The sequence below is a fragment of the Gellertiella sp. DMC107 genome (assembly GCF_056313605.1).
The window spans coordinates 539,570-553,966 of record NZ_JBQUZZ010000001.1; the positions used below are offsets into that span (position 1 = coordinate 539,570).

Here is a 14,397-nt window from a genome sequence, read left to right on the forward strand (position 1 = left end):
CGAAGCCGCGTCCCCTATCTCTGACAGTGCATAAGGAGCGAAGCTTGACCGATCTTGCCAGGCCGTCCCCTCTCCTCAGTCCCGCGCTCGACGCGCTCGGACCGCCCATCCGTCACGGCTTCTTCACCCGCGAAGGCGGGGTGTCCACCGGTATTTTCGCCGGTCTCAATGTCGGCCTCGGATCATCGGACGACCGGGCCGCCGTGGAAGAGAACCGGGCCGGCGTGGCGCGCTGGTTCGGTCTGCCGGTCAGCCGGCTGGCCACCCAGCACCAGGTCCATTCGCCTGACGTAACGGTGATGTCCGATCCGGAACACCTTCCCCGCAACCAGGCCGATGCCATGGTCACGGATCGCCCGGGCATCATCTTGGGCGTTCTCACGGCCGATTGCGGGCCGATCCTGTTTGCGGACCGGGATGCGGGCGTGATCGGCGCTGCCCATGCGGGCTGGAAGGGCGCGCTGGATGGCGTGCTCGAAGCCACCATCGACGCCATGGAAAGGCTTGGCGCCCGGCGTGAACGGATGGTCGCCGTGCTCGGTCCCTCCATCGCCCAGCCCCATTACGAAGTCGGACCCGAATTCGTCGAGCGTTTTCTCGCGAGAAATCCCGAAGATGCGCGCTATTTCATTCCCTCGGAAAAGGCTGGCCATGCGATGTTCGATCTGCCCACCCTGACGGTCGACCGGCTGAAGGCGGCAGGCGTCGCGGCCTCCAGCCTGGGTCTGTCCACCTATCCGGACGCTGCCCGTTTCTTCTCCTACCGCCGCACCACGCACCGGCAGGAGCCCGATTACGGCAGGCAGATTTCGGCGATTGCGATCGAGGAGAATGCATAAGATGGGTCTTCACTTCACCACCGCGGAATATGCGGAACGCATGCAGCGACTGACGACGCGGATGCGCGAGGAAAAACTCGACGCCATCCTGCTGTTTGCCCAGGAAAGCATGTACTGGCTGACGGGCTATGACAGCTTCGGCTACTGCTTCTTCCAGACACTGGTCGTCAAGTCCGATGGCACCATGACGCTGCTGACCCGTTCAGCGGACTTGCGGCAGGCGCGGCACACCTCCACCATCGAGACGATTTCCATCTGGGTCGACCGCGTAAACGCCGACCCGTCGGTGGATCTGCGCAACCTTCTTTCGGACATGGACCTGCTCGGTTGCCGCATCGGCATCGAATACGACACCCATGGCATGACCGGACGGGTGGCGCGGCTGGTTGATCATCAATTGATGAGCTTCTGCCAGCTGATCGATGCATCCTATCTGGTCAGCAGGCTGCGGCTGGTAAAATCCGCCGCAGAGGCCGCTCAGGTGGCCCGGGCGGCCGAATTGGCGGACGATGCCCTGGATGCCGCCTTGCCGCTGATCCGCGCCGGGGGCAGCGAGGCGGATATTCTCGCCGCCATGCAGGGCGCGGTTCTGCTCGGTGGCGGAGACTATCCCGCCAACGAGTTCATCATCGGCTCCGGCGCGGATGCCCTTCTGTGCCGCTACAAGGCTGGCCGCCGCACGCTGGACAGCCAGGACCAGCTCACCCTGGAATGGGCTGGCGTGAGCGCCCACTACCACGCCGCCATGATGCGGACGGTGGTGATCGGCACCCCCTCGCCCCGCCATATGGAGCTTTACGAGGCCTGCCGCGAAACCATCCTCGCGATCGAGGGTGTGCTGAAGCCCGGACATACCTTCGGCGATGTGTTCGACATTCACGCGCGGATCATGGATGAACGCGATCTGGCCAGACACCGGCTGAACGCCTGCGGCTATTCGCTCGGCGCCCGGTTCTCCCCATCCTGGATGGAACACCAGATGTTCCACGCCGGCAATCCACAGCCGATCGAGGCGGACATGTCCCTGTTCGTGCATATGATCATCATGGACTCCGATACCGGGACCGCCATGACGCTGGGACAGACCTACCTGACCACCGCCGATGCACCGCGAAGCCTCTCGCGCCATTCGCTTGAACTGATCGTGCGATAGAGGTGAAATCTCCCCCGCCGGGAGGGGCGGCAATTGACAGGCAAGCTACGGCCTTCATACAGTTGCATGAACGCGCCCGGGAAGCGCACAGGGGAAGGGATGGCCCGACGATGCACCACGGAAGAACAGCCATCGGCGTTCTGTGTGTCGCGCTTCTCGCTTCCGGCTGCAACACGACGGATGCCCTGACGCCCCAGGTCGACGTGGGCGGCGGGCTTGCGCCGTCGTCCTCCCCCGTCACCGACCGGGACCTGGACCAGATGGCAAGGACCCAGCAGCCCGTCTATCCCTCCCAGCCGCAGGCCGCCGTTCCCGGCCAGCCGGTGGCCTCATCCTCCCTGCCGCCCCCGGGCGGCGCCCCCTCCTATCCCGCCTCGAATGCGACGCCCGGCCCGGGCGCTCCGCCGACAACGCTCGAGCAGCAGGCCGCCTCCCTCGGAAATGGGGGGAATGGAACGCTCGCAGCCCCGTCTGAGCCGCAGCAGAGCGGCACCAGCCTTGCCGCTCCCTCGGCACCGGCGCCGCAACAGCCAGCGCCGCAGCAGCCAGCGCCTCAGCAATCGGCGAGCCTTTCGGCGGAAAGCGGCCAGACACTGCGCTTTCTGCCCATCATCGGCGCGCCGCTGCCGGCGGTCACCCCCCTCTCCCGCCAGCTCGGCGCGGAAGCCAGAGCGCGCGGCATTGCCATTCGCAGCTCGTCCGACAAGACCGCCAAGCACGTGCTCAAGGGCTATTTCTCGGCCGTCGCGGGGGGCGGCAATATCACCATCACCTATGTCTGGGACGTTCTGGACGCCAATGGCGGGCGGCTGAACCGCATCCAGGGGCAGGAAACCTTCCCCGGCAACGCAGCCGACCCCTGGAGCGCGGTACCGCCTTCGGTCATGCAGACCATCGCCACCAAGACCATGGACAGCTACGTCAACTGGAGTGCCGGCCCCTGAAGGGCGGGTGACGGCAGGCTTCTGCGAAGAAAATAGGGAAAGCCGGCTGATTGGTCTTGCAATCGGGCGGAGGGGCGCTAAAAAGCGCCAAAAGCTAGCGTATGGCCCGTTACCCTCCTGGTTCCGACGACATGCCATCCGCTTTCACTTATCGCGCAGCGTCCCTTCTTTGGGGCGTCATCGAGACGCAGGACGCTGACCTGAACAGGCGGGGCAAGATGAAGGTTTTCGCAGGCAATTCGAACCGGCAGCTGGCCGAAGCGATCTGCAAATATCTCAACGTACCTTTGGGCAAGGCCTCGGTCAGGCGGTTCGCAGACCAGGAAATCTTCGTGGAAATTCAGGAGAACGTGCGCGGCGAGGACGTCTTTGTCGTCCAGTCCACGTCCTTCCCCACGAATGATCACCTGATGGAACTGCTGATCATGATCGATGCGTTCCGGCGATCTTCCGCCCGGCGCATTACCGCCGTGATCCCCTATTTCGGCTATGCCCGCCAGGACCGCAAACCCGGCCCCCGCACCCCGATTTCCGCCAAGCTCGTGGCCAACCTGATCACCGAAGCCGGTGCCGATCGCGTCCTGACGCTCGATCTGCATGCCGGACAGATCCAGGGCTTCTTCGATATTCCGACGGACAACCTCTACGCCGTGCCGATTCTGGCCCGCGACGTGAAGGAACATTACGACCTGCAGAACGTCATGGTCGTCTCGCCTGATGTCGGCGGCGTGGTGCGCGCCCGCTCGCTTGCCAAGCGCCTCGATTGCCTGCTGGCCATCGTCGACAAGCGCCGCGACCGTCCGGGTGAGTCCGAAGTCATGAACGTCATCGGCGACGTCTCCGGCAAGGATTGCATCCTGATCGACGACATCGTCGATTCCGGGGGCACGCTGTGCAATGCGGCCGAGGCCCTTCTGAAAAACGGCGCGACCAGCGTGACCGCCTATATCACCCATGGCGTTCTCTCCGGAGGCGCGGTTGCCCGTGTTTCCTCGTCCAAGCTCAAGGAACTGGTGATCACCGATTCCATCCAGCCGACGACGGCGGTGCAGACTGCCCCGAACATCCGCGTGATCTCCACCGGCACCCTGCTCGGCGAAGCCATCAACCGCACGGCGCTGGAAGAATCCGTGTCGAGCCTGTTCGACTGATCTGTCTTACGACCCATTCTGAAAAGCATCAAAAAACCCCGGAGCCTGCGCCCCGGGGCTTTGTTTTTTCGGCCGGCCCGAGCGGCTCAATGGGGCATGAGCTGCCCGTTGATCTTCACGGCGCCGTCTTCGGAGACTTCCACCTTCCAGGTCGCATTGCCCTCGGCATCGTTCTTCGCCATGCCCTTGGCCATCATCAGGCCGAAGGAGGCCGTGTTCAGGTCAGGAACCGTCTGCGCGAGGTCCTGGATCCCCTTGATCGTCTTGTCGAGGTCGCGGGCCGTCACGTCGAATTCCGCATTGGCCTTCGCCTGATCGGCCTTGGCATCCGTGGAGATATGGCCCTTGACCGAGAGATTGTAGAGCGGTGAGGTCGCCGCGAATTCCGACACTTCCACATGCACGCGGCCATCCTTGAGGATCGCCTTGCCGATCTCGTCCATCTGGGCATCGGTCAGCTGGCTTTCCGCCTGCTCGATGAACTTCTGGGCCATGGTCGCGAAATTGAGATGGTTGACCGAAACGGTCATGGTCATCGTCTTCGGAATGAGATCGCTGAACGCCACCACCTCCGGTACGCCATTGATCTGGGGATCCTTGACCGAAATGCCGAAATGCAATTCGGAATCATCCTTGAAACCGGCAAAGCCCAGCCGGTAGCCCACCGAACCGAACTTGGCCGTGATGCCATTGGCAAGCACTGCCAGATCGTCGATCTTCACTTCCTCGGTCAAGGCGTCCAGAAAGGGCATGGCCTTGCCGATGCGATCCGCCACGGCCCGTTTGGTGGCTGGCGAAAGAGGCTTCTCATCCGCATGGGCCATCGCAAAGGTGATCAGGTCGCTCACTTCGGCGAGTTTCAACCCGGTGACCTTTCCATCGACACCGATATTGCCCATGGTGAGCGTCACCGGCGGCGTATCGGGGCCCGTGATCGTTTCACTGAGACCAGATACCGTCCCGGATGTGGAGAAATCCACCGCGCCGGCCGCATTCTTCTGGCCGGCCATCGTGTAGTCGGAGGGGCCGAAGCTGGCCTTCATGTCGGCCTTGCCATCGAAGGAGGTCATCGTGCCGCCGCTCGCATGGCCGACGCCCGAACGGAAATAGGCGATCGCGGGGTCGAAATCGCCCTCGAAGACAAAATCCTTGATCAGGTAGGACAGATTGCCCTTTTCGGTACCGACGTCCCAGTCCGCATTCACCGTAAGAGGCTGCGATTCCCGCTTCACTTTCATGAGACCGTCGGGGCCAGCGGGGAAAACCTGCAATTCATAGAGCGAAGACAGGTTGAACTTGCCCTTTTCGGGCTTGAAGAGCGTTACCAGCTTGCCGAGATCGACACTCAGGCGATAATGGTCGCCTTCCGGCATGGCGGCAATGAAACCGGTGTTCTTGACCGCCGCAGGCAGCAATCCTGTCAGCGAGTTGACGATCGCCTCGGCCCCCTCCGGCGTCGGCTGCGCCGCAGGCGCGGCGGTGGAAAGGCTGAGCGCGGCGACGGTGCCGAGCAGGAACGAACGGTAGGACATGCGGGATCTCCGGATTGGCTTTCGTCCAAATGGTGGTTTGGAGCCGCTGTCCTGTCAACCTTTGCCCGCCGAAATTGAGGGAAGAGGTGAAATGTCCCGGCAAGCCTTGCCAAGCAGGCCCCTTTGGTCTATGAGCCCCCAGTCCGCGTAGACACCCTTGGAGGCAACGCGGATGGAGCATTTCCTTGCGGGAAAGGCTTCCGTTCGGGCGGCACGCCGCTTCGAACTCTCCATATAACCTCGAAAGGATAATGCCATGAGCCACGCATCTTACGAGCTCAAGGCCGAGGCGCGCGAACGGGTAGGTAAGGGGTCCTCCCGTGAACTTCGCCGCAATGGCCAGATTCCCGCTGTCATCTATGGTGACAAGCAGGCCCCCATTTCCATCGCGCTGAACACCAATGAAGTGACCAAGCGCATCCATGCCGGCGGTTTCATGACCACGGTTGCCACCATCGACCTGAACGGCCAGAAGATCTCCGTTCTGCCGAAGGACTACCAGCTGGATCCGGTTCGCGACTTCACCATGCATGTGGATTTCGTTCGCGTTTCTGCCGACAGCAAGGTTACCGTTGAAGTGCCGGTTCACTTCATCAACCAGGAAAAGTGCCCGGCCATCAAGGTCGGCGGCGTGCTGAACATCGTTCGTCACGAAGTCGAAATGCACTGCCCGGCCAACGCCATTCCGGAATTCCTGACCGTTGACCTCTCCGGCCACAAGATCGGCGACAGCATCCACATCTCGCATGTGCAGCTGCCGGCTGGCTCCAGCCCGGTCATCACCGATCGCGACTTCACCATTGCCACCCTGGTCGCTCCGGCCGGCGGCACCTCCGGCGAAGAAGCTTAATCGTTTTTTTCCCGGAAAAAGCTGCCTTCGAGCAGTTTTTCAAGGCAAGAATGCAAATGGAAAGTCCCGCAGTACACACTGTGGGACTTTTTTGTTAGTATCAAGTATAACAGTTGTACTTCCCTAACAAATCATGGGATGTTTATATTGGATCGAGGGCAGACTGAATCGTGTGCTTACGGATCCGGGCATCCATTGTTCGGTACGCTCGAATTTCATCCTGATAGAGATTATCCCGGGGATGACATGCCGCTGATGAGGAGACGACACAGCCATTCGGCACCCACCGGCCTGCCCCTGCGGGATCGGTGCGCATGACGCATTCGGTCGAAAGCCGGTTCCTGGCCATTCTGAGCGGCGCCCTGCTGATTTTCGTCGCACCGCTCTTCGTGCTGTTCCTGTTTCTGGCCTCGGCCCGCGCCCGTACGGAGATCGTCAACCATGCCAGCATGGTGGCGACAAGCAATGCAAAGGCCTTGTCACAGCCGCTGTGGGATTTCGACACCGCCAGTGTGGCCAACATTGCCGACACCATCCTCACCGATCCGACGGTGACGCGCGTCCTCATCCGCGATACGAACGAATTTCAGCTTATCCGTGATGCGAAGTCTTCGCGGGCCAGCGGCCAGCGAATGGATTCCGTGTCGCTTCCCATCCTGCATGCCGGATCGGCGGGGCAGGAAAGGATTGGCGAACTCATCGTCTATTATCCGGAAGTGGGGCTGTTCTCGTCCTTGAAACCCATCGAGCTGGGTTTCATCTCGATCTTTGCCTTTGCGGTCATGGCCGTGTCCGCCGCTGCGATCATCGGCAATCGCATCATGATCATCACGCCCCTGATGCGCCTGACGGCAGCGGTGGATGCCACCCGCAAATTCGGCTCGCGCCAGCGCGTGAACTGGGATTCGCGCGACGAGATGGGCGATCTGGCCGCGCGCTTCAACGAGATGCAGAGCAAGCTCGAGAAGGAAGAACGCGAGCTTCGCCTCGCCCATCGCCGCGCCACGGATATCTATAACCGCACGCCGGCCATGCTCTACTCGATCGATTCCGACGACCGGATCACCGCCGTCAGCGATTACTGGCTGGTGGCCACCGGCTATAGCCGTGCGGAGGTGATCGGGCGCTTCTTTGCCAGCATGGTGGATCAGGCCGACCTGGACCTCTACAACGGCCGCGGCGACCAGAAGGACGCCTCCGGCGCCCGCAAGGATGTCACCGTGCGCTTCGTGAAGGCCAATGGCGAGCGGATGGACGTCCTGATCGTGGAGACGCCGCCCGGCGGCGGCGATCTTCGCAGTTCCTTCTCGCTCAGCGTCATGACGGATGTGACCGCGCTGAAGGAATCGGAAGCGCGCATTCGCCGTCAGGCGGTGACCGATCACCTGACCGGTCTGATGAACCGCAAGGGCTTCGAGGCCGCTCTGGAAGAGAAGATCCGGCAGGCCGACGATACGGGCCAGGAACTGGCCTGCCTTTTCATCGATCTCGACCGTTTCAAGTGGATTAACGACAATCTCGGCCACGCTGCCGGCGATATCGTCCTGTGCGATGTCGTGTCGAAAATCTTGCCTGTGCTGAAGCCGGAAGATTGTGTGTCCCGCCTCGGCGGCGATGAATTCGCTATCCTGCGCATGGCCCCGGAGGCGCAGCACTCCGCCTTCCAGCTTGCGAAATCCATCACCGCGCTGTTCGAGAAGCCCTTCGACACCGGCACCACCATCGAGGCCCGTCTGTCCGCCAGCATCGGCATCGCCTTCTATCCGCAACACAGCCGGTCCGGGGCAGAACTGCTTCAGATGTCCGACATGGCCATGTATGCGCGCAAGCGCGAAGGCAAGAACGGCGCCCAGGTCTACGATCCCTCCATGACCGACCAGACCCGCCGGCGAGCCGAACTGGAAGAATTTATCGAGACCGGTCTCACCAGCGACTGGATCGACGCCTATTTCCAGCCCGTCGTCAATCTGAAGACCGGCGATATCGTCGGCTTTGAAGCGCTTCTGCGCCTGCTCCATCCTCAAAAGGGCGTGCTGCCCCCGGGTGAAATCATCTCGGTCGCCGAGGAAACCGGCAGCATCATCCGCATCGGCAACCGCATGCTGGAGAGATCCCTGGCTCATTTTGCCCGTCTCACCGCCGAGCATGATCTGCCGAATGCCTATGTGGCGATCAATTTCTCCCCGCTGCAGGTGGAATCCAGCCTGCCCGCGCGTCTCGCGGCGCTGGTGGAGCGCCACCGCATCAGGCCGGAGGCACTCGTGGTGGAAATCACGGAAGCGGTGCTCCTGCAGGGCAATCCGGAAGTGCTGACCATTCTGGACCAGATCCGCCGCTTCGGTTGCCGCATTGCGCTCGACGATTTCGGCACAGGCTATTCGTCGCTGAGCTACCTGAACCGCTTTCCGGTGGATATCGTCAAGGTGGACCAATCCTTCGTCCACGCCCTCACGGCCGGAAACAGCGCCGTTCACGACCGCAGCCGCATGCTGGTCGAAGGCATCGCCACCATCTCGCACAAGATGGCCTGCACCGTCATCGCAGAGGGGATTGAATCTCAGGAACAATGGCGCATACTTCTGGAGATGGGCGTGGATTGCGGACAGGGCTACCTGTTCAGCAGACCGCTGCCCATCGATGAACTGACACAGATGATGCAGAACGACGTAGCGCAGGCCAGAACGCCGGCCTGATCCTCTCCTTACCGTCACAAACATAAAAGGGGACCGGAGGAGGACGGATCGCCGACGAAGGCTCGCCTTCCGAGGGCCCCTCTCCGGTCGGGCCGCGGCTTCTATACCTTCTTTGGCTCGACGGGAGATCGAGATGAAGCGTATCCTGGCATCGGCAAGCTTATTCCTCTTCCTGGGTTCGACCTGCGTTTTCGCAGCCCCCCTGAAGATCCTCACGGAACCGTATCCCGGCTATTCCTTCGAAAAGGACGGCCGGATTGTGGGAGCGGGAGCGGATCAGGTCCACGCCATTCTCACCCGCGCCGGAATTGACTATCGCATGGAGATCATGCCCTGGGCGCGCGCCTATAATCTCGCCACCCACGAAACCAACATCTGCCTCTACGCCACCAACCACACGGCAGACCGCCACAAGCTGTTTCAGTGGGTGGAGCCGCTCGGTGCCGGCAAGGTCATGCTGGTGCGCAAGGCCGGCTCGAAAGTTGACCCGAAAACCATCGAGGAAGCGAAAACCTTCACGGTCGGGGTGCAGCGGGGCGATTATGCGGCCGATTATCTTCAGAAGCAGGGCTTCCCCCGCCTGGATTACGCGTCCGATTTCGGTCTGACATTGAAGAAGCTGGTGAGCGGACGCATCGACCTTGCCATGACGTCGGAAGCCGCCTTCCGCGCCGAAGTGGCCAAGGGCAAGCCGCTGGAAGAAGTCATGTCCATGCCAGCCGCGATTTATGCGCTCGCCTGCACGCTGGATGTCCCGAAGGAGACGATCAAGGCGCTCCAGGCGGAACTGGATGCGCTCGTTCTGGCCGGGGAACAGGATGCGATCTACGGCAAATACGGAATGCCGGCCCAGAATCTGCAGACTTTCGTGCGAAAAACCAATTGACGGCAGGCGCGCCCGACGCCAAGTAATCCGCCGCACCGACCTCCTGCCCGCCGAACCGGACAGGAGCGTGCCAGCGAGGGGAGTGAAGCGATGCGGGTGATTGCAGGCCTGGGAAATCCGGGCAGCCAATATGCCGGAAACCGGCACAATATCGGCTTCATGGCCGTGGATGCCATTCATCGCCGGCACGGCTTTTCCGGCTGGTCGCGAAAGTTCAAGGCAGAAATTGCCGAAGGCGAGATTGGCGGCGAACGGGTGATGCTCATCAAGCCCCAAACCTTCATGAACCTCTCGGGCGAGGCCGTCGGCGAAGCCATGCGCTTCTACAAGCTGAAGCCGGAAGATATTGTCGTGCTCTACGACGAGCTCGATTTGCCGCCCGGCAAGGTCCGGGTCAAGCTGGGCGGGGGCCATGGCGGCCACAACGGCATCAAATCGCTCAATGCCCATTGCGGCAAGGAATACCGCCGTGTTCGCCTGGGTATCGGTCATCCCGGTTCCAAGGAAGCCGTGCACAATCATGTGCTGGGTGACTTTGCCAAGGCGGACCGGGTCTGGCTGGAGCCGCTTCTGGATGCGGTTGCCGACCACACCGATATGCTGCTGCGTGGCGAGGAATCCCAGTTTCTGAACAAGATCGCACTGATGACAGGCGGGAAAGCGGAAGACATGCCCGGCAAGGGTGCCCAGCCGAAATCCCCTGCCCCCGGGAAATCCCATATTCATCAGGCCCGCAATCACAACCAGCCGCGGGCACTGCCGGCAACCGGCCCGATGGCGGACATGCTGAAGAAACTCTTTGGCGGTAAGGACTGATCAGAACAGCGTGAGGGTCTTCAGCCGGAACAGGAAGAGATCGGCAAGCCAGACGGATGCGAAATCCACGGCGCTGCGGAAAAGCTGATCGAGACCGGGAATAAGATCAAAGCGGCCATCCCCAGGCCTATGCAGACCTGACAGCAGATCCGGATGTTTTGAAGGCTGGCAAGATCATAGCGGCCTGCATCCGTCTGGCGGGTCGAAAAGAGATCGAAGAACCATCCCGGGCCCGTGGGTCAGGGGATCGTCGCCCAGGATGGCCGCATCGAGGAGCCCTTCGGCCGCGCTGCCGAAGGGCAGCGCGCTGAACAGGGCGCGAAGCAGATGAACGACAATGCCCAACAGGCCAAAAACCGGAAGGGCAACGAGATAATAGAACGTGGGCACCATGCAGGTCTCGGTCTCGGCAAAGCCCAAGGTAAGCAGATACGCATTAACAAAATCATGCTGCCCCTCGCCTAAGGCGGAATTTGCCCTTCCGCCCTTGACCTTCCGCGCCCCTTTCCGCAAAAGGCTTGCAACACGAAATCGAGACGAAGTCAGGACCTCCCATGGGTTTCAAATGCGGAATCGTCGGGCTGCCGAATGTGGGCAAGTCCACCCTTTTCAATGCGCTGACGCGCACGGCCGCTGCACAGGCCGCCAACTATCCCTTCTGCACGATCGAACCGAATACCGGCGAAGTGGCCGTGCCGGATCCGCGCATGAAGATCCTCGCCGACAGCGCCAAGTCGAAGGAAATCATCCCGACCCGCATTTCCTTCGTGGATATTGCCGGCCTGGTGCGCGGCGCCTCGAAAGGCGAAGGCCTCGGCAACCAGTTTCTGGCCAACATCCGTGAAGTGGATGCGGTCGTGCACGTGCTGCGCTGCTTCGAGGATGACGATATCACCCACGTCGAGGGCCGCATCAATCCCGTCGCCGATGCCGAGACCATCGAGACCGAGCTGATGCTCGCCGACCTCGACAGCTTGGAGCGCCGCGTGGAGCAGACCCGCAAGCGCGCGACCGGCAAGGACAAGGACAGCATGGCACAGCTGCCGATCATGGAAGCGGTACAGAAGCTGCTCTCCGAGGGCAAGCCGGCCCGCGTGCTCGTGCCGACCCTCGGCGCGGACGAAGTGAAGATCCTGCGCAGCCTCAACCTGCTCACCTCCCACCCGGTTCTCTACGTCTGCAACGTAGCGGAAGCCGATGCGGCCAGCGGCAATGCCCACACCAGGGCCGTCGAGGCCATGGCGAAGGAACAGGGCGCTGAATGCGTGGTGATCTCCGCCAATATCGAGGCGGAAGTGGCCCAGCTGCCGGACGAGGAAGCCACGGAATTCCTGGAAGCCCTCGGTCTCCACGAAGCCGGTCTCGATCGGTTGATCCGCGCCGGCTACCACCTGCTCGACCTCATCACCTATTTCACGGTGGGCCCGAAGGAAACCCGCGCCTGGACCATCGTGCGCGGCACCAAGGCCCCGCAGGCCGCCGGCGTCATCCACTCGGATTTCGAACGGGGCTTCATCCGCGCCAACACCATCGCCTATGAGGACTTCGTCAAGTTCGGTGGCGAAACCGGCGCCAAGGAAGCGGGCAAGGCTCGCGACGAAGGCAAGGAATACGTCGTCCAGGACGGCGACGTCATCCATTTCAAGTTCAACACCTGAATTATATCACGGCAAGACCCGGTGGGCCCATGACGCTATCAGAGGGCCCACCATCTCACCATACATTCGAGCGCCGATCTCGTTCAAATGGTGGCTATCTTGATATATCGGCTTTGCATCAAAATACGGCGCATCACGAAACATGGGTAACAAACCTACGTCCAAGAATTCCGCCTGGCCGTGACGTTGCCCCAGTGCACGGATAATCGAGTTGGTCACCGGAAGCTTGGGGTCCCGCAACATCTCCGGTAGGGGGAGCCCTATTTCACCAAATCTATAAACTCGAAGCGGATTTTGCCGAAACTGCGGAATCTGGCCCAACACAAGTACCGGTAACCCGCGGGAATGAACAGCATCTAAGAATTCCCCAATGGCCGCCAGAGATCTTGGACTATCAACCTGGTATGTCCACATTCCGGCTAGTATGACCGCATCAGCTTCTTCCAGATAAGCTTTCGTTTGCTCAATCATAAAGCTGCACGGCTTTTGGGCCCACTTGGGAAGTCTAGCAAGATCGATACCCTCAACCGGAACGCAACTACTCGCGGAGACGATACGAATGCGTACCCCCGCTAAATTCCCAATTTCCGAAAATGCTAGATTAAGCTGCGCAGCGTGGCTATCCCCCAGCAAGAGTATCTCTTTTGACCCGCTCATCGGCCCACGTACGCAGTCGCCAATGATGTGTCCGTGGCATATGCTGCCTGGATCAGCGTAACGTGTCCATTCTGTCGGCATCGCAGGTGCTACCAATTGATTGCTCTGAACTGCACTGGCTGTAACCGACAGTAGCCCAACACTTGCAAGCAACCATCCTCGCCACCGAATAAAGTCACGAGCCCGAAATGGCCTTTCCACCCATCTGTACGAGACATATGACAGCAACAGGATAAGCGTCAGTAAAACGCAAAGAGGCAAGATCGGTATTTGGTACTGGCCGCTCCAATAACGCCAAAAACTCAGAACGGGCCAATGCCAAAGATAAACAGAATAGGAAATATTACCTAACAATAAAAACAAGGGGTGCTGAAGGATAGCATTAACTAATCCTTGGGGAGAACATATTAGCAAAACCGCGCCTGCGACAAGCGGTAGAGAATTGACGCCCGGGTAGGCGGTTTCCTCGTTCAGAAACAACGCGCTACCTAAGACAAGGGCTAAACCCAAGCAACTTCTCCACCATTGGCCTGTAGATGCGCTCAATGCGGCAGGTGGAATACCGGCTGCCAAAGCACCTGCCAGAAACTCCGGGGCGCGTCCCGCGAGACTAAAATACTCTGCTTGATGCCCCCAATCCTGCATCTTTATAGTAGACAATGCCACAAGTGCAGCAGCAATCAAAAACATTACCGCCGACCGCAAACGTATAGACGAAATCTTATAAATGAGCGGAAATAAGAGATAAAACTGCACCTCTATAGCAAGTGACCAAGTGTGTAAAAGGGGAAGTTCGTGAGACGATGGCGCGAAATAGTCTGCTTGATTGGCGAAAAAATTATTACTAGAAAAGAAGGTCGCTGATTGAAGACTTCCAAGAAACGTTTCAAAGTCGCGCGGCAGAAACAATAATGAGGCAAATACAGCTGTTGCTGCAAGTAAAAAACCATAGGCTGGAACAATTCGTCTGATCCGCGCCAACAAGAAATCGAAAAAGGAAAACCTTTTCGACTGAAATTGCTCCTGCAACAGGGAACCTATGATAAACCCCGAAATTACGAAAAAGAAGTCTACACCTACAAAGCCACCTCTCAACACGTCCCTATTTGCGTGAAAAACAACAACCAAGGTAACCGCTATTGCCCGCATTCCTTGTATATCGGGCCTAAAGCGGTGTTCACTCACTTGATATATCCCCTGTCAAAACAAATCTCCTAT

At 60.1% G+C, this 14,397-nt stretch carries 12 protein-coding genes; 10 read left to right on the top strand and 2 right to left on the bottom strand.

The window, feature by feature from the left end; all coding sequences use genetic code 11:
* Positions 1-44 precede the first annotated feature (44 nt).
* From pgeF to ACT54B_RS02495, 4 genes are all read left to right on the top strand, one after another.
* Positions 45-839, top strand: coding sequence for a peptidoglycan editing factor PgeF (gene pgeF, locus ACT54B_RS02480; RefSeq protein ID WP_476042636.1), 795 nt, complete (start codon positions 45-47; stop codon positions 837-839).
* A gap of 1 nt (position 840) precedes the next feature.
* Positions 841-1,992 carry a M24 family metallopeptidase gene (locus ACT54B_RS02485; protein ID WP_476042638.1) on the top strand — a complete coding sequence of 384 codons (1,152 nt, stop codon included), beginning with the start codon at positions 841-843 and terminating at the stop codon, positions 1,990-1,992.
* A 110-nt stretch (positions 1,993-2,102) separates the two neighbouring features.
* Positions 2,103-2,936: a hypothetical protein gene (locus tag ACT54B_RS02490; RefSeq protein WP_476042640.1), complete on the top strand. Its 834-nt coding sequence runs from the start codon at positions 2,103-2,105 to the stop codon at positions 2,934-2,936.
* Between the two features lie 218 nt (positions 2,937-3,154).
* Positions 3,155-4,087 (top strand): ribose-phosphate pyrophosphokinase, encoded by a 933-nt coding sequence (locus tag ACT54B_RS02495; protein WP_476042641.1) that lies wholly within the window; start codon positions 3,155-3,157, stop codon positions 4,085-4,087.
* 86 nt (positions 4,088-4,173) lie between these two features.
* Here the strand turns inward: ACT54B_RS02495 and ACT54B_RS02500 are convergent, their stop codons facing one another.
* Positions 4,174-5,619 carry a hypothetical protein gene (locus ACT54B_RS02500; protein ID WP_476042642.1) on the bottom strand — a complete coding sequence of 482 codons (1,446 nt, stop codon included), beginning with the start codon at positions 5,617-5,619 and terminating at the stop codon, positions 4,174-4,176.
* Between the two features lie 256 nt (positions 5,620-5,875).
* Here ACT54B_RS02500 and ACT54B_RS02505 point away from each other — a divergent pair, with 256 nt between their 5' ends.
* The 6 genes from ACT54B_RS02505 to ychF all read left to right on the top strand — a co-directional run bounded on the left by ACT54B_RS02505 (position 5,876) and on the right by ychF (position 12,522).
* Positions 5,876-6,469, top strand: a complete 594-nt coding sequence (locus ACT54B_RS02505; RefSeq protein ID WP_476042643.1) for a 50S ribosomal protein L25/general stress protein Ctc — start codon at positions 5,876-5,878, stop codon at positions 6,467-6,469.
* A gap of 314 nt (positions 6,470-6,783) precedes the next feature.
* Positions 6,784-9,162, top strand: a complete 2,379-nt coding sequence (locus tag ACT54B_RS02510; RefSeq protein WP_476042644.1) for an EAL domain-containing protein — start codon at positions 6,784-6,786, stop codon at positions 9,160-9,162.
* 133 nt (positions 9,163-9,295) lie between these two features.
* The gene (locus tag ACT54B_RS02515) at positions 9,296-10,048 is read left to right on the top strand and encodes a substrate-binding periplasmic protein (protein ID WP_476042645.1); all 753 of its coding nucleotides are present in this window, start codon (positions 9,296-9,298) and stop codon (positions 10,046-10,048) included.
* 90 nt (positions 10,049-10,138) lie between these two features.
* Positions 10,139-10,864 carry an aminoacyl-tRNA hydrolase gene (gene pth / locus ACT54B_RS02520; RefSeq protein ID WP_476042646.1) on the top strand — a complete coding sequence of 242 codons (726 nt, stop codon included), beginning with the start codon at positions 10,139-10,141 and terminating at the stop codon, positions 10,862-10,864.
* Between the two features lie 234 nt (positions 10,865-11,098).
* The gene (locus ACT54B_RS02525) at positions 11,099-11,329 is read left to right on the top strand and encodes a hypothetical protein (RefSeq protein WP_476042648.1); all 231 of its coding nucleotides are present in this window, start codon (positions 11,099-11,101) and stop codon (positions 11,327-11,329) included.
* A gap of 89 nt (positions 11,330-11,418) precedes the next feature.
* Positions 11,419-12,522, top strand: coding sequence for a redox-regulated ATPase YchF (gene ychF / locus ACT54B_RS02530; RefSeq protein WP_476042649.1), 1,104 nt, complete (start codon positions 11,419-11,421; stop codon positions 12,520-12,522).
* A 6-nt stretch (positions 12,523-12,528) separates the two neighbouring features.
* Here the strand turns inward: ychF and ACT54B_RS02535 are convergent, their stop codons facing one another.
* Entirely contained in the window at positions 12,529-14,364 is a 1,836-nt protein-coding gene (locus tag ACT54B_RS02535) for an acyltransferase family protein (RefSeq protein ID WP_476042650.1), read from the bottom strand.
* Between the last annotated feature and the right edge of the window lie 33 nt (positions 14,365-14,397).

Coding starts and splice junctions, on each gene's coding strand:
- ACT54B_RS02485 (WP_476042638.1), top strand. CDS start 841: ATGGGTCTTCACTTCACCACCGCGGAATATGCGGAACGCATGCAGCGA.
- ACT54B_RS02490 (WP_476042640.1), top strand. CDS start 2,103: ATGCACCACGGAAGAACAGCCATCGGCGTTCTGTGTGTCGCGCTTCTC.
- ACT54B_RS02495 (WP_476042641.1), top strand. CDS start 3,155: ATGAAGGTTTTCGCAGGCAATTCGAACCGGCAGCTGGCCGAAGCGATC.
- ACT54B_RS02500 (WP_476042642.1), bottom strand. CDS start 5,619: ATGTCCTACCGTTCGTTCCTGCTCGGCACCGTCGCCGCGCTCAGCCTT.
- ACT54B_RS02505 (WP_476042643.1), top strand. CDS start 5,876: ATGAGCCACGCATCTTACGAGCTCAAGGCCGAGGCGCGCGAACGGGTA.
- ACT54B_RS02510 (WP_476042644.1), top strand. CDS start 6,784: ATGACGCATTCGGTCGAAAGCCGGTTCCTGGCCATTCTGAGCGGCGCC.
- ACT54B_RS02515 (WP_476042645.1), top strand. CDS start 9,296: ATGAAGCGTATCCTGGCATCGGCAAGCTTATTCCTCTTCCTGGGTTCG.
- pth (WP_476042646.1), top strand. CDS start 10,139: ATGCGGGTGATTGCAGGCCTGGGAAATCCGGGCAGCCAATATGCCGGA.
- ychF (WP_476042649.1), top strand. CDS start 11,419: ATGGGTTTCAAATGCGGAATCGTCGGGCTGCCGAATGTGGGCAAGTCC.